General features: G+C 49.0%; 15 protein-coding genes and 2 pseudogenes. 1 reads left to right on the top strand and 16 read right to left on the bottom strand.

The genetic code is table 11. The features are described from left to right. Positions 1-133: 133 nt before the first annotated feature. A complete protein-coding gene (gene acrD, locus ACETPC_RS22900) occupies positions 134-3250 on the top strand; it encodes a multidrug efflux RND transporter permease AcrD (RefSeq protein WP_380184768.1) in 3117 nt (1038 codons plus the stop codon). A 95-nt stretch (positions 3251-3345) separates the two neighbouring features. On the opposite strand, the gene ypfM is transcribed toward acrD, so the two are convergent. From ypfM to ACETPC_RS22980, 16 genes and pseudogenes are all read right to left on the bottom strand, one after another. After that, positions 3346-3408, bottom strand: a complete 63-nt coding sequence (ypfM, locus tag ACETPC_RS22905) for a protein YpfM (RefSeq protein WP_152601344.1) — start codon at positions 3406-3408, stop codon at positions 3346-3348. A gap of 270 nt (positions 3409-3678) precedes the next feature. Next, positions 3679-3873 (bottom strand): hypothetical protein, encoded by a 195-nt coding sequence (locus ACETPC_RS22910; protein ID WP_380184769.1) that lies wholly within the window; start codon positions 3871-3873, stop codon positions 3679-3681. 162 nt (positions 3874-4035) lie between these two features. Beyond that, a complete protein-coding gene (locus ACETPC_RS22915) occupies positions 4036-4191 on the bottom strand; it encodes a hypothetical protein (RefSeq protein WP_380184770.1) in 156 nt (51 codons plus the stop codon). Between the two features lie 517 nt (positions 4192-4708). Then, a complete protein-coding gene (locus tag ACETPC_RS22920) occupies positions 4709-4966 on the bottom strand; it encodes a hypothetical protein (RefSeq protein ID WP_380184771.1) in 258 nt (85 codons plus the stop codon). A 274-nt stretch (positions 4967-5240) separates the two neighbouring features. Beyond that, positions 5241-5609, bottom strand: coding sequence for a hypothetical protein (locus tag ACETPC_RS22925; protein WP_380184772.1), 369 nt, complete (start codon positions 5607-5609; stop codon positions 5241-5243). 63 nt (positions 5610-5672) lie between these two features. Then, a complete protein-coding gene (locus ACETPC_RS22930) occupies positions 5673-6119 on the bottom strand; it encodes an RHS domain-containing protein (protein ID WP_380184773.1) in 447 nt (148 codons plus the stop codon). A gap of 74 nt (positions 6120-6193) precedes the next feature. Beyond that, a complete protein-coding gene (locus ACETPC_RS22935) occupies positions 6194-6598 on the bottom strand; it encodes a hypothetical protein (RefSeq protein WP_380184774.1) in 405 nt (134 codons plus the stop codon). 359 nt (positions 6599-6957) lie between these two features. Continuing rightward, positions 6958-7401: pseudogene (locus ACETPC_RS22940) on the bottom strand (RHS repeat-associated core domain-containing protein); the annotation flags it as partial. Between the two features lie 141 nt (positions 7402-7542). Beyond that, positions 7543-8172, bottom strand: coding sequence for a hypothetical protein (locus ACETPC_RS22945; RefSeq protein ID WP_380184775.1), 630 nt, complete (start codon positions 8170-8172; stop codon positions 7543-7545). Positions 8173-8316: 144 nt separating this feature from the next. Continuing rightward, the gene (locus ACETPC_RS22950) at positions 8317-8802 is read right to left on the bottom strand and encodes a hypothetical protein (RefSeq protein WP_380184776.1); all 486 of its coding nucleotides are present in this window, start codon (positions 8800-8802) and stop codon (positions 8317-8319) included. 45 nt (positions 8803-8847) lie between these two features. After that, positions 8848-9015, bottom strand: a complete 168-nt coding sequence (locus ACETPC_RS22955; RefSeq protein ID WP_380184781.1) for an RHS repeat domain-containing protein — start codon at positions 9013-9015, stop codon at positions 8848-8850. Between the two features lie 89 nt (positions 9016-9104). After that, positions 9105-9701: an imm11 family protein gene (locus tag ACETPC_RS22960; RefSeq protein ID WP_380184777.1), complete on the bottom strand. Its 597-nt coding sequence runs from the start codon at positions 9699-9701 to the stop codon at positions 9105-9107. 288 nt (positions 9702-9989) lie between these two features. Then, on the bottom strand, positions 9990-10541 hold the full coding sequence (locus ACETPC_RS22965; RefSeq protein WP_380184778.1) for a hypothetical protein: 552 nt from the start codon (positions 10539-10541) through the stop codon (positions 9990-9992). 4 nt (positions 10542-10545) lie between these two features. Then, positions 10546-15147 carry an RHS repeat-associated core domain-containing protein gene (locus ACETPC_RS22970; protein WP_380184779.1) on the bottom strand — a complete coding sequence of 1534 codons (4602 nt, stop codon included), beginning with the start codon at positions 15145-15147 and terminating at the stop codon, positions 10546-10548. A 3-nt stretch (positions 15148-15150) separates the two neighbouring features. After that, positions 15151-15579 (bottom strand): DcrB-related protein, encoded by a 429-nt coding sequence (locus tag ACETPC_RS22975; RefSeq protein ID WP_380184780.1) that lies wholly within the window; start codon positions 15577-15579, stop codon positions 15151-15153. Further along, a pseudogene (locus ACETPC_RS22980) lies at positions 15576-16157 on the bottom strand (type VI secretion system tip protein VgrG); the annotation flags it as partial. The gene ACETPC_RS22975 and the pseudogene ACETPC_RS22980, both read right to left, overlap by 4 nt.

Raw genomic sequence — 16157 nt, forward strand, 5'->3', positions numbered from 1 at the left:
TTACACTTAATCCTCAATTTCTCCACGATTCACTCTGAGGGGCCGGGTAAAGTGAAAGGATCCAAATAATCATAACGCTTCGCGTGCGGCGTCTGCCGGTCGCCTCTTTCCCTGAAATTGCCTGGAGTCTGCAATGGCGAATTTTTTTATCGATCGCCCCATTTTTGCGTGGGTGATAGCGATTTTGCTCTGCCTGACCGGCACGCTGGCCATTTTTTCCCTGCCCGTTGAGCAATACCCCGCGCTGGCTCCGCCTAACGTACGCATTACCGCAAACTATCCTGGCGCTTCCGCACAGACGCTGGAAAATACCGTGACCCAGGTTATCGAGCAGAATATGACCGGCATCGATAACCTGATGTATATGTCCTCGCAAAGCAGCAACACCGGCCAGGCGACGATTACGCTAACTTTTGTCGCGGGCACCAATCCCGATGAGGCGCGCCAGCAGGTGCAAAACCAGCTGCAAACGGCGCTGCGTAAGCTGCCGCAGGCGGTGCAGTCTCAGGGCGTCACGGTGACCAAAACCGGCGATACCAATATCCTGATGGTGGCTTTCGTCTCTACCGACGGCAGTATGGATAAGCAGGATATTGCCGACTACGTTGCCAGTAACGTGCAGGATCCGCTGAGCCGCATCGATGGCGTAGGCCAGGTAGACGCCTATGGTTCGCAGTACGCCATGCGCATCTGGCTCGATCCCAATAAGATGATTAACTACGCGCTGACTACCTCTGATATCGTCAGCGCGATCGAGTCGCAAAACAGCCAGGTCGCCGTAGGCCAGCTGGGCGGCCTGCCTTCCGTAGAGCGCCAGGCGCTTAACGCTACGATCAATTCCCAGTCGCTGCTGACCACGCCCGAACAGTTCCGCAAAATCACGCTGCGGGTAAACCAGGATGGCTCGGAGGTACGCCTCGGCGACGTGGCGGAGGTCGCGCTGGGCGCGGAGAAATATGACTATCTGAGCCAGTACAACGGCCAGGCCGCTTCCGGCCTTGGGGTCAAGCTGGCCTCGGGCGCAAACGAGCTGCAAACCGATAAGCTTGTCAGGGCACGTATCGATGAGCTTTCCCACTATTTTCCGCCTGGCCTGAAAGCGGAAATCGCCTATGAGACCACGCCTTTTGTGGTCGCCTCTATTGAGGATGTAGTAAAAACGCTGCTGGAAGCTATCGCCCTGGTTTTTGTGGTGATGTATCTGTTCCTGCAAAACTTCCGCGCCACGCTGATCCCAACTATTGCCGTTCCCGTCGTGCTGCTTGGCACTTTCGCCATTCTTTCCGCCTGCGGCTTCAGCATTAATACGCTAACCATGTTTGCGATGGTGCTGGCAATAGGCCTGCTGGTAGACGATGCCATAGTGGTGGTGGAAAACGTCGAGCGAATAATGAGTGAGGAAGGCCTGTCGCCACGCGAGGCGACGCGAAAATCTATGGGGCAGATCCAGGGCGCGCTGGTCGGCATCGCGCTGGTGCTTTCCGCCGTGTTTGTGCCGATGGCGTTTTTCGGCGGCACCACCGGCGCTATCTATCGGCAGTTTTCCATTACTATCGTTTCTGCCATGGTGCTTTCCGTGCTGGTGGCGATGGTTCTGACGCCTGCCCTTTGCGCCACGCTGTTAAAACCGCTGCCGCAGGGCGAACACCACGAGCGGCGCGGGTTTTTCGGCTGGTTTAACCGCACTTTTAACCGTAACGCGGATCGCTATGAGCGCGGTGTAGGCAAAATCGTGGCGAAAGCCGGACGTTGGCTGGTGCTCTATGTAGTGATTATCGCCGGAATGGCGCTGCTGTTTCTGCATCTGCCAACCTCTTTTCTGCCGCTGGAAGATCGCGGCGTCTTTACCACTCAGGTACAGCTGCCGCCGGGTTCGACGCTGCAACAGACCAATAAGGTCGTGAATAAGGTTGAGCAGTACTACCTGACGCAGGAAAAAGATAATGTGCTCTCGGTGTTTTCCACTATCGGCGCCGGGCCTGGCGGCAACGGCCAGAACGTGGCGCGTATGTTTGTGCGGCTGAAAGACTGGCAGGATCGCCCGGGCGCGGAAAACAGTTCGTTCGCTATTATCGAACGCGCTACCGAGGCTTTTAAAAAGATCCGCGAAGGCCGCGTTATTGCCAGCAGCCCGCCAGCCATCACCGGTATGGGTAATTCCGCCGGTTTTGATATGGAGCTACAGGATCACGCAGGAATGGGCCATGACGCGCTAATGCAGGCACGCGACCAGCTATTAACGATGGCAGAGAACAATCCTTCGCTGGCTCGCGTGCGCCACAATGGCCTGGACGATACGCCGCAGCTGCGTGTCGATATCGATCAGCACAAAGCTCAGGCACTCGGCGTTTCCGTAGATGATATCAACGATACGCTTACTACCGGCTGGGGTTCGACCTATGTTAATGATTTCCTCGATCGCGGTCGCGTGAAAAAAGTCTACGTACAGGCAGCCGCGCCTTTCCGCATGCTGCCGGACGATATCGATAAATGGTATGTGCGCAACAGCAGCGGCGGCATGGTGCCCTTCTCTGCTTTCGCCAGTACAAGATGGGAAACGGGTTCGCCGCGCCTGGAACGTTATAACGGCTATTCGGCAGTAGAGATTGTTGGTGAAGCGGCGCAAGGCGTCAGTACCGGTACAGCGATGGATATCATGGAGCAACTGGTCAGCAAACTGCCAACCGGGTTCGGCGTACAGTGGACAGGTGCATCGTTCCAGGAACGGATGAGCGGCTCGCAGGCGCCTGCGCTCTACGCCATATCTCTGCTGGTGGTTTTCCTTTGCCTTGCCGCGCTTTATGAAAGCTGGTCAGTGCCTTTCTCGGTAATGCTGGTTGTGCCACTGGGCGTAGTGGGCGCGCTGGCAGCAACCTGGCTGCGCGGGCTGGAAAACGATGTCTATTTCCAGGTTGGGCTACTGACGGTGATAGGACTCTCGGCAAAAAACGCCATCTTGATTGTGGAGTTCGCCAACGAGATGAACAGCAAAGGCCGCGACCTGCTGGAAGCAACGCTGGAAGCCTCTCGCCAGCGCCTGCGCCCGATTCTGATGACCTCGCTGGCCTTTATCTTTGGCGTGCTGCCCATGACTGTCGGCAACGGCGCAGGCTCGAGCAGCCAGCATGCGGTGGGAACGGGCGTAATGGGCGGTATGATCGCGGCAACCGTACTGGCATTATTCTTTGTGCCGATTTTCTTTGTGATGGTGCGAAGACGCTTTCCGCTAAAAGAGAAGCCGATCGCATAAATGGGAAAAGGCAGCCAGAGGGCTGCCTTTTGTTTATTCGGGTACTGAAAGTAAAGCTGATTGATGTTGTCGCCGAGCTTTTCTTTATGAATGTGTTACTTACGAGTCAACATCGCTTCGATAAAGTCTTTCCAGTTCCCCAGTTCTAAATCGATCATACATCACCTCTCTTGTTGTAGTGAGGCCATTATAAGATTAATCCTAAGGCGAAGTGAACAACTTTCAGCCATGAACCGGGGTAAAATATTAAGAATTATCTTAATCTGTGCGCCCGAGCACATTTCTTAGCGACTGATTTTTAAAGAGATTAATAGCCTGCTTATCATCAGAAGGCAGAGCTTTCGTTAAGTGGCTGATTAAGCAGGCCTGCGGGGAACCCGAACCGGCAGAAGGTTTTCTCGAGGGGGCTTACGCCCCCTCGCGCGTTACTACTTTAATACGATAATCCTGTCGTAGCCGCCGCTCTCGCTGTCGATATGGGTTTTGGCATCGGGATGTTCGGCCAGCACCGCTTCAACGATATGATTAAACTCGTCGCAGCGGGTCTCTTTTTTCCTGGCGATAACAATTGTCGACTTAGTCTCTTCAACCGTATGGGCGGAAGACGCTTTCATATAGTTCATATTGTCCCTCCTTCTCCTCTGTTCCTGGGTTTATACCGTCTTCCCTGCCTCGCAGGCGTATCCCTTAGCAACTCAGCGCCTGAGCAGTATCGAATATAGATGAAACCCACAGAAAAAAGAAGGTGACTGTTAAGCCTGGTTACAGTGATGGGCTGGCACGCCCTATACCAGGTTGTCCGGCGCGCCGCTGGCAAAGGTCGGTACTTCCGCTTCCGCCTCTTTGCCTTTCTGTCTTTCTAGCGGGTTTGCTGATATGTTGGCTGCGGCGTAGATGAATTGCGCGCTGCATTTAGCAGTCAGGCCGCTGCCCTCGCCCATGATCCGCAACTGGTTATGATAAGCAGCATAGTGATTATTTATATCGCAACATCACAAATTATAAAATTATAAATAACCAAATTTCTTCAACACTATACTTCATAAAAACCAAGTTAAATCAAAAAACTTTATTTTCACCTATTGATTTAACGCGAATAGATAACAACCTCCATCCCTTTATTATTAAAATAAATCCTATCAATTACACCACCCTCGGTATAATCACATGATAAAACTAAAAATTTCAATGGGGAACTATTGCTTACTGTTAGAATATTTTTTATAAGATCCCCGTCATAAAAGTAATAATACCCAGTAATATTCTCTTCATCATTTACAAAGTAGGCAGTCAACGGGCGCTTAAGTTCATCCAGGAAGACTTTACTAAGTGCAATAAAGTCGCCTTTTGCTTCTCGTCTAATTCCCATAAGCTCATCGTTTTCTCTTATAATAAAAGATTCGTCACCAACTTCCCCTTTTGAGTTATAGCTAACTACTTTATCGATATTTTCATCATTTACAAAATAGCAATATGTATTTTTTTAGCTCGTGGCTCTTTGAATTGCATTTTGCCAGACTTATAACCCATCAACTCATTATAAAAAGGTATAATGCTAAACGCGTTAGTTTTTGACCATAATATATTTTTGTCATCACAGATATTTATTTTTTTAATTTTACCGACCAACTTCTCTCTGGCAAATAAAGTTGATAATACAATATCAAATTTAATCCTGATATTTTCAGATATCTTTTCCATCATATTTTCATTCATAATACAGGCACCATTTCGTTCTCAAGGTAGTTAGCTTGCGTAGCTATCAAGATCTAATCTGTCAGCTTGCCTTGTTTGATCGGACTGGGCTGTCTGGTGCTGCTCCCCGACAGCTGCGAGGAGACGAGGCTTCGTCACGAGCAGCGCAGCTTGCACGACAGCGGCGGGAAATGCAGCAGACCCGCCAGTAGGCGCTGGCGTTGCTGACCCAGGTCGGCGGCTAAAAATAAAGCCGGAGGAATCACGGGGATCGCTTCCGGCTTATTCTCAAAGATTATACTGGAAAGATCCCAGCCTCATACGACTTCCATAAATAGTTGACAGGCCAACTATTTTTTTCATTTAAGGCTAAGTCTTTAGCTATTAATTCAAAGTCATCTGATATTCTGGCAGAAATTTCATCACTTTCAACAACCCTGAAAGACTCTTTGAAAACGTACTCTCTTATTTTGTTGATGATATTTAAATCATCTTTATCGAATGATTCATTCTCAAGCCTGTTAAAATTATCCATCCATTGACTATCGAAAGGATCTTCATCCCTGGCATCCAGAGATTCATCAATGTCTAATTTTTTCAAAAAATCGAAAAATGTTGCAACAGATATTTTTATGAAAATGTCATTTAATTTATTTACGGTCATTGAATAAGCCCTTGTTCAAAATCCATTTTTCAACTAAATCAACAGCTTTTACAGGAGTAACATTTACCCCCAATAAATAAGCTCCAAGCACAGGTTCTGCTGCACCGACTGGAAACCTGTTGCGGTTTCCCGCTCTGTTTCTCCCCGCGTGGAGAAGCGCCCGCGCCAGACCACTTCGCCTTGCTCGTTGATCATGCGCTGCGGCAGGCCGTTAAGCTCGGTGTGGTACCAGAATATATCAGATTGTTCTCTTATGCTGTCGACACGTGCCAGCGGCACCCAGCTGCCTTCGCCATATATGTACTGCGTGCTGCATTTGGGCTTCAGGCTGCTGCTCTCGCCCACCAATCGCAGCCCGCTCCACCGGAACGTGATTACCTCGGGTTCTTTATCGTGGCGGTGCAGGATTTTCTGCGTGCGCCGCCCCAGGGCATCGTAGCGGTATTCCGCTCGGCTGAATTCTTTGTGGCCCTCAAGACGTACTTTGTTTAGGAAATTACAAAATTGCAATTACCGTTTCGAAGCCGGATTTAGTTAATAACTCCGGCTTCTTGACTGTAAAAAACCCCTGAAATCGCTTAATACTAAATAACTCTTTTAGTTACTTCAAGGTAATGGTTGTATGTATCCTTGCTAAAGTATTTACGGGATAAATTATAACTATAATCATTACCCATCAGAGATTCAAAAATACAGGTATTTAGAACATCATTCATGGATTCGTCATTTAGCAAAAACATTTCGTCTATAAATAAGAATATTTTATTTATTTCATTTTCGACCAAATCAGCATCTCTATATATTTTTTTTAAATCACAATAAAAATAATTTTGAGGAGATGTGAAATCAAGCATATATAAATTAATAACGTCTAATGAAAATGAGCCAAAGGCACCATACATCAGATAAACATCATCCTCTCCGTCATAAGTCTCATCAAAAACAGGAAAGCGTTCTTTCAATTTATGAACAGCAGCATTTATTATCATGGAATTAACCTCAAGGCCTCATTTAGATCACTCATTATATAACTAGCCAAACTTCTATCAGAACTGCTGAGCACTTCTCCCTTATATTTTCCAGTACCACTCGTAAGTTTCTTCAGCGCTTCTAAATAGCTTACTCCTTTAGCAATATGATCTGAACCTCCTACTAACTGCCCAGTGATTTTTGTATGCAATATGGATGCTGCTGTACCTCCATCAGGAATATTTGCCCCCGGACGATATAATTCAGAGAAAATACTTTTAAGTCTATTGTTATCTATAGAATCAATAATCCCCTGTCTTTGAGAAGGTGAAATAGCGTAGTTATTTCTTCTTGCGTTCCTCAGAGTTTCAACAGAACAAGTAGTTAGCCCCAGCGGATCAATATAACTTAAAGGATTAGGCCCATAGGTATAGATATTCAATCCACCCGCCAGCCCAATCGGGGCGCTCTGGGTAAATCTACCGCCTGCGGGATCGTAATACCGGAACAGATTGTAGTGCAGCCCGCTTTCACGATCCAGGTATTGCCCCTGAAAACGCAGGTTCTGTGGCACATTCAGCGAGACGCCACTGTTCTCATACTACGTTTCGCCCCAGAGGGAGAAACGCCCGCGCCATATCACATCGCCACGGTGGTCGGTCATGCGCTCCGGCAGGCCGTTCAGCTCCGTGTGATACCAGAATACTTCTGAATATTTCCCCGTGCTGTCCACCCGCGCCAGCGGCTCCCAGCCGCCTTCACTGTAGATATACTGCGTGCTGCATTTGGGCTTCAGGCTGCTGCTCTCGCCCACCAATCGCAGCTAGTCCTGATGAGCAGCGCAGCAATTAATTGTATCGTAACAATATTAATAATAAAATCATGGAAGACTAAAAACCAGCAACCATATATTTTATAAATCCATAGGTTACATTAGATTAAAAAACCACTTCCGCATTTTAATTTAACGCGGATATATAACCACTTCGCGTCCTTTATTAATAAAATAAATTCTATCAATTACACCATCGGTGTTATAATCACATGATAAGATTACAAATTTCAATGGGGAGTTATTGCTTACTGTTAGAATTTTTTTTATAAACGCTCCATCATAAAAATAATGATACCCAGTAATATCTCCTTCATCATTGACAAAGTAGGCAGTCAGTGGGCGCTTAAGTTCATCCAAAAAAACTTGACTAAGTGCGATAAATTCGCCATTTGCTTCTCGTCTAATTTCCATAACCTCATTATTTTCTCTAACAATAAAAGATTCGTCACCAACCTCTCCTTTCGAGTTATAGCTAACTATTTTATCTATATTTTCATCGCTTGCAAAATAGCAATATGTATTTTTTTTAGCCCGTGGATTTTTGAATTGCATTTTGCCAGACTTATAGCCCATCAGCTCATTATAAAAAGGTATAATGCTAAACGCGTTAGTTTTTGACCATAATATATTTTTGTTATCACAGGTATGTATTTTTTTAATTTTACCGACCAACTCCTCTCTGGCAGATAAAGTTGACGATACAATATCAAACTTAATTCTGAGATTTTCAGATATCTTTTCCATCATATTTTCATTCATAATACAGGCACCATTTCGCTCTAACGGTAATTAGCTTGCATAGATATCAAGATCTAATCTGTCAGCTTATCTTGTTTAATCGGACTGTATATACAGTCCGGATAAGATAAGATGAAAAGTATATATTTCTGTTCTGGTTTATATTTAACCTACTGTATTCCATGAGGAATAATCAGATACATATATTTCTTTAAATTCTAACCCGAGAGGAAGATCATTTAGATTATCCGCTATTTCATCATAAGGAGCAGGTAAGATGAAAGATATTCCAAAATCGTTATCAATGATCAGAGAACCATTAAATATACGCTGTCTTTCAGTAAAATTGATTATTTTACCTATAGTGTCTCCAGGATATATTATTTTTTTATACCCACCTTTATATTTATTATTACACCCAACCGAAAATATAATACCATCTGATTTTGTTGCAATAGTCATAGTACTGTCAAGAAAATAAGCTATCCGTTCATCCCCATCAGGTAGAGCATATTTCTTCACCTCAACATTGAAGCGAGAATACATTTCATCGATATAAATACTTATATTTTCATTTAAAAAAACATTACCAACAGAACGGTAAGATAAAATTGCAGTACTAAAATCGATCAAGTTATAACCTCCATTCATAAGATTACCGTCGACATAAACAGGTGAATCAACAATCATGATCCTTTACCAAAATCCATATTCAAACCGCGTGCGGGAGGGCTTATCTTCCGCGGCCAGCGGATGCTGAACGATTTCCGTTACCTGGCCCAGCGCGTCGTAGCCGTAGATTTTCCTGCGTCCGGTATAGTCGGTCTGCGCCAGCAGGCGCTCGCCGTTGGAGGTAAATAAAATAACAGCCTATAAAAATCCGGAAGAAAGTTACAGAAGCCCCCGGATAAATGTTGTCATGGCTGTGTCTCTTTCAAATCACGTTCAATATGTCACCAACCTTGCCAGGCATTGTATTTAAAGTTATCATCTATATTTATAAATTCAATTCCTTTAAGGTTTCGGCTTTCAAAATCCTCTTTAAATTTAAGAGAACAAACGGGTCGGGAAAGCTCCTGGCAAAAGAAAAGATCTTTTTTCAAATCTTTTTTAATTACAAAATTACTTATTTCATCATAATAAGTTTTTGATAGCCCTCTTGAATCAGTTGTATCAGGCAGCCCTGTATAAATATCCTGAGAAATAATATATTTTGATTTTTCTTTATCAAGAATTTCAATATAATCTGTTAAATAAAAAAGAAAGTACTCTTTTTCTGGTTTTTTTCTTTTAAGCAAAGAGATGTTCAGGTTTCTACAAAGATAACTTACCCCATATTTATTACATAATTCAATAAAAACCGAAGATGCGAGGTTATCTATGAATGAAAAGTCACAATCAAGTTCTTCAGTTGATGCTTTTAATCTATAGTTTTCTGAAAAACTATGCTCTTCAGGCGGTGATGTGAAAATATCATAATCCGGTAATTCCGGACTCCAGTTTTTATCCATAAAATGCGGAGAACCTGCATCATCAGGTAAATACTCCATGACATAGAAATCCTGACAAGATTTAGCCATCATACCTTCTATGTAATAACCGTGATTTTAAATTTAAAGCTCAATTATTTCAATGAGCACTTAAAACATCTAAGATTTAAAAGAAATTATAACTCATCATAATTTTAAGCCTTTCAATCCAGCGAAATAACCAAAGGCAGCTAAATGCGTTAATTAGCATATATTTTGATACCAATATAATTTGCATATTTTCTACTCGAACACCCTTGAAATATCAAAGGTGAAGCATTTAACCTCACCTAACTGCAGATAATATCATTACTCTCTAAGAGAGATTGGATTAAATACAACAATCTTTTCTTTTTCTTTCAATATACCGCATGGCATAACCCCATGTTTATATATTGAAAAAACTTGCTCAAGAAAAGACTCTTTGATTTCACCATATATATATCTTTGCGTTGCCACCATGTTTAGCATGTAAATGGATTCATCAGATACATCTTTAATAAACCCCTCATAATTTTCGTTTTCTACGAGCCCGTTTTTCTTTTTTACAAGAAAAGCCTTTCTTTTTCTGATGCTGTCTTTTACCCGCTCATTGTTATTTACCAATAGGTTTTTTCTTATTTCATCTTGTGATTCCCGGTAATCCTCATGAAGCAGTAGATCGGATATTTTACTTGAGAAGAAATCACTCCATATAAAATACCCCTCAGGAACATCCTGATCAAACAACAAAGACAATGCTTCATCTTTATTTGCAATAGATGGGTAACCAATAATGTCGCTTTTATTTCCTGATAAAAAAACGGCATTATCTGCAAATAACGCTGGCTCCATAAAAAAATTTACTTTTTCATTCAACATATTGTCACCTAAGTATATCAGACCAAAGATTATAAACTTTTTCCCTACCAATCTGACCTAAGTCTTTTCCAAAAATATCAGAATTGTACATATCCTTTGATCTTAATGGAAAACCATTTAGCATACCAGTTCTTGCTTTATTTTGCAGATTTGCAATATCTCTGGCAATCCCCTGCTTTGATTGATCTAAATTTATACCATCCAGAGCATCTCTGATGGCATCAGTGTAGCCGTGATGATTACCTTGATGTCGAGACATTGTACTGGTTGTGATATCTGTTTTCCTAAGAAAAATCCCATTAGACGCATCGTCAATATAATAATTAATTCTTTTGAGTGCAGCATGGTCGGCTAGTTCTTTTGGCAATATATGATGAGCCTGATATCCTTTCCAGGTCGTGGAACGTGGTAAGCCCATCGATTCCATCATGTTTTTTCCTAGCGTTGTCGAACAACCCTTTAACCCCAACGGATCCACCCAGGTTAGCGGATCGCCCACGTAGGCATAGGTATTTAACCCGCCCGCCAGCCCAATCGGGTCGCTCTGGGTAAATCTACCGCCTGCGGGATCGTAATACCGGAACAGATTGTAGTGCAGCCCGCTTTCACGATCCAGGTATTGCCCCTGAAAACGCAGGTTCTGTGGCACATTCAGCGAGACGCCACTGTTCTCATACTCCGTTTCGCCCCAGAGGGAGAAACGCCCGCGCCATATTACATCGCCACGGTGGTCGGTCATGCGCTCCGGCAGGCCGTTCAGCTCCGTGTGGTACCAGAATACTTCTGAATATTTCCCCGTGCTGTCCACCCGCGCCAGCGGCTCCCAGCCTCCTTCATTATAGATATACTGCGTGCTGCATTTGGGCTTCAGGCTGCTGCTCTCGCCCACCATTCGCAGCCCGCTCCACTGGAACGTGATTACCTCGGGTTCTTTATCGTGGCGGTGCAGGATTTTCTGCGTGCGCCGCCCCAGCGCATCGTAGCGGTATTCCGCCCGGCTGAATTCTTTGTGGCCCTCAAAACGTACTTCGCTGATGCGGTGCTCGTCGTCATAGCTGAAGTACTGCTCCGCCTCGTCCGACGAGGCTTTTCGCCGCTTCAGGCGGCCAAAGCCGTCATATTCCCAGCGCGCGCCTTTCAGTCTCAGCAGCAGGTTGCGCCACAGGGTTTCGCCCGGCTTTTCCGTCCGGTTTCCGGCGGCGTCCCAGCTGTAGTGCTCTTCTCTGCTGCCGCGTATTCCTGCCGTGACCCGGCCTGCCGCGTCGTAGCCAAAGCGCTGCCGCTCGTTTTCCGCCAGCACGCCGTCCGCCACCAGCTGTTGCAGTATTACATCCAGGCTGTCCCAGCTGTAGCGCCGCTCCAGCACCACGCCCGCCCTGTCGGGAAAGCCGCTGCGGCGCATCACGATACGCCCCGCCGGATCGTAGCGCGTTTCCTGATGCAGCGGGCCCTGGGTGCGATCCACTTCGCGGTGTAGCCTGTCGCGCTGCCAGCCTGCGATTTCCTGCTGTATACCGTGCAGCTTCAGGTTCATTTGCAGCAGGTGCCCGCTGCCGTAGCGCAGGCAGCTCAGCTCGCTCCCGTCCGGCTGCGTGCTGGCCGCCAGGTTACCCAGCGCGTCGTAACGGTGCGCAAACAGCCCGCCGTGGTTTTCTTCGCTGAGCAGGTTGCCCAACGCGTCGCTGGTAAAGGTCAGGACTTCCGCTGCGGCCTCTTTACCCTCCGCCTGCGCCTGCTGCCACGCCGCCAGCGTCATTTTCCTGATCTCCACGCCGCGCAGACCGTAGCGGTATTCGGTACGGTGCTGCGCCGTGGTTTTCGCCGTCAGGCGGTTCACCACATCATATTCAAACCGCGTGCGGGAGGGCTCATCTTCCGCGGCCAGCGGATGCTGAACGATTTCCGTTACCTGGCCCAGCGCGTCGTAGCCGTAGGTTTTCCTGCGTCCGGCATAGTCGGTCTGCGCCAGTAGGCGCTCGCCGTTGTCATAATCAAACTGCCAGCGGTCGCCGTTGGGGTTTACCAGGTTCTTTAGCCGCCCAAGACGATCGTACTGATAACGGGTAATATGCCCCGCCGGATCTGTCTCGCTGGTTATCTGCCCGCGCACGTTGCGCGTCACGCGACGTTCCGTGAAACTGTCGATGTTTTCCCCGACCAGCATGCCGTGCTCGTCGTACTTATATTCTGTCTTGCGTCCGTCAGGCCGCGTCAGCACCAGCAGGCGGCCCGCTTTGCTCCAGCAATAGCCCGTGGTGTTGCCTTCCGCATCCGTGCTGCCCACCAGTCTGCCCGCTTCGTCATAGCGGCGGTGGCTCTGATAGCCGGAACAGTCCTCTTCGCGCCGTATCTGGCCGCGTTCGTTCCACCAGAAGCGATGGGTATTCTCCAGCGCGTCGGTACGCGTAAGCAGATCGCCCTGGTCGTTCCAGCTGAAGCGGCTTATACCGCCGAGAGGATCCGTTACGGCTACCACGTCTCCGGCATCGTTATACTGGTATTCCCACGCCGCGCCGTCGGGCTGTACCTCTTTCAGCGGAAACGCATAGGAAGGATGCCAGACGGTAGTTGAGGTTCGCCCGGCAGGATCGCGCACCATGGTTAGCCTGGCGCGATCGTCGTAATCATATTGCCAAAGCCGATCGCCTGGCGCCTGCGTCGCCATCAGCAAATCGCCCTGCTCCGCCCAGCGATATGACCAGTGTCCGCCATAGCTGTCTACGTAGTCGGTAATCCGGCACAGCTCATCCCAGCGATGCTGCGTGCTGCCGCCGGAGAAACGGGTTACCGTAGCGCGGCGGGCCTCTTCGTCAGCGTCTATCAGCCAGTGCTCAAGGCAGTTTTGGCTCTCATCAAGCACCCGATATTCATAAACCCGCCAGTAGCGCGGATCGCTGCCTGGCTGCCACAGATAGTCGACGCTCATGCCGGTGGCATAGCTGTGCGACGCCATTAAATCGCTGGCGCGATCCCAGCTAAAGCGGCGCGTTACGACGCCGTCCGCATCCTGTACGGCGATCAGCTGGCCCTGCGAGTTGTAGCTGTAGCGCATTAGCGGGTGCAGCTCTTTACCCACTACCTGGTCTATCGCCGTGACTCTGTTATGCAGCGGCTCATAGCTGAGCCGGATATCCAGCGCCTCGTTATCGCCCGAAATAGCGATTAGCTGCCCGGCTTCGTTCCAGCTAAAGTGCTGGCAGTTTTCGTGGCGGTCGTAAATACGCTTGATGCGCCATTCGCCTTCGCGCAGCGGATCCGGCTCGTACAGATGGAATTCGCCCTGCGCGGTTTGCATCACAAACACGCCCTGTAGCGAGCAGTAGAGCGTAAAGCCATCCTCATCAAAGCGGACTACGTCGCCCGGCTCGATTTCTCCCAGCCCCAGCTCCTGGCCGGTGATGTCGCGCCAGGCTAACTGAAAGGCGCCGCGCTCGTCCTGAAAGCGGATCAGGCGCGTTTCAAACGGCATCATCCAGCCGGTGCCGAACATGCCGGAGGTCAGGTTGCGGCTGTGATAGATGCGCTGCCAGTAAAGCGAGATACGATCTTCCAGCACAAAATCCAGGTCGTCCTGGTCTGCCAGGATCTTAGCGCCGGTCGCGTAGTTAACCGGATGGGCGCTTTGCATGGCCGCCGTGGCTATCGCGCCTGCTGCTGCCGCGCCCGCCTCGAAGGTGATGGTACAGGCGATCTGTCTTAGCGCTCGCCTTGCCGCTATACGCGTGAACAGCTGCTTAAGCAGCATTTGGCCGCCTTTGCCGATGCCGCCGCTCAGCAGGCCGCCGATAGCATAAGCCAGCATGTTTTTGCCGCTGCGGATATCGCGCACCACAATGCTGTCGCCGCCGATGCGTACGCGGGGATTTTCACTAACCTGAACAGTGGCTTCGCAGGTGCTGCGGTCGCCGTTGCGCACGGCAGGATGGCCGTTGATAAAGACTTTTTTTGACCCTTCCGCCAGGAAATTGGCGTTTTCCGCCAGATGGCCTTTGCTACAGGCGACGGTATCTTTGTCGGCGGGCGTGGCGTAGGGGCTGGCGCTGGCGACGGTCGGCTGCACCAGGTCGTCCCAGACACCGCCGAGCCAGCTACCTACGGAAGCGGCGCTGAGATGGCTGACTTTGTCCAGCGCGGCGCTGACCGCCTCGCCCGGATGACGAAGGGTTGAAGCGATGCCGCCAGCCACGGCCATGGCGATATCCTTCAGGCCCGGCTCGCTTTCGCTCTCTTGATGAGGCGCGGCCAGCCAGTCGCGATTTACCGTACCCGCCGCGCGGGCAGCCGGTTTGCCCATGATCTTTACGTTATCGGAGCCGCTGGTGATAACCGCATCCGGCGGCCCGCGCATGCCCAGCATATCCAACAGGCCATCTACGGCCTCGCTGGCCATGTTGCCGAGTTTTTCAGGGTAGCCGGAGGCCATCGCGCCAATCACCAGGCCTGCGCCGACGGCGATTCCAGCCAGCGGGTTAGCGGCGAACAGCAGGCTGGCGCCAACCAGAATGCCGGTGTAGACAGCGCCTTCCGCCAGGCCACCGACAAGGTCGGCCAGCGCGGAGCTATGAACTAAAGGATCGTCTAAACGAGCTGCGATCGGGTTCGACATGACTCAGGCCTCCACGCCCGCAGCAGGAATAAACCCTTTTTTTATCTCCTGCCAGACCAGCAGCGCATCCGCCTCTAAAGAGCCTGCACGGCTAAAGGTTAGCGTCAGCAAATGGGTCGGCATTTTGACTATCAGCAATCTTTGCACCACCGCCACGCCCTGGTTTTCAAAACGCATGGCGACTTCTCGTGCAGGCAAATCGCCGAAAAGCGTTTCCTGCGGCGCTTGTGCAGCGAACTTTTTCATATCGCGCCTGACCTTCGCCAGCTGCTGTTGCAGGTAGTTTTCTTCTTCGCCTGGTTTTATCTCCCACGCGCGGGTCACGACCAGCGTGGCGCGCGTTTGCGGCAATCTGAGGATGGTGATGCTTTGGTCCTGAGTAGTTTCCGGCAGGCGCAGCTTTCCTTCCGTTAGCCAGTATTCCTGTGTCATGCGCTGTTCCCTTTGCCGAAGAGCTCTTTTTTGATTTCGCTGGCAATATCCGTGGACGTTGACGGCGCCGCTTTGCCCGGCTGGTTGATATTCAGATCGAGCGTGCCGCCGGTGTTGATCTGGCCCTGTTCCTGGGCGTTGATCTGGATGTTATTGCAATTTATTGAGATGGTGCCGTTGGCATCAAGGGTGATGCTGCTGTCGCCGCTGACGAGGCTGATGCTTTTGCTGGAGACCAGCTGCGCTCTTCCGTCCGCTTTGATGGTGTAATCCCAGCCGACCAGCTCATAGTGTTCGCACTGCGTGGTGTTAAAACAGGAGCCGAATATCTTAGCGTTGTAGGTTTGTCCAACCTGTAAGGTCGAGTTGCCGCCTATCGTGCAGGTTTCATCATTTTTGACGTTGGTATCCATATTCTTCTGCGCCTGGATCCACACCTGCTCTTCGCCCGCCCTGTCTTCAAAGCGCAGCGCGTTCGCGTTATCCGGCGTGCCGTCCTTTGAGCGGCTTAAAAAGCCCATCTGCGTCGCCGCCGCCGGCAGCGACCACGGCGGCATGTTCGCCTCGTTGTAGACGCG

Source organism: Pantoea sp. sgz302252 (assembly GCF_042610525.1).
GTDB lineage: Bacteria > Pseudomonadota > Gammaproteobacteria > Enterobacterales > Enterobacteriaceae > Erwinia.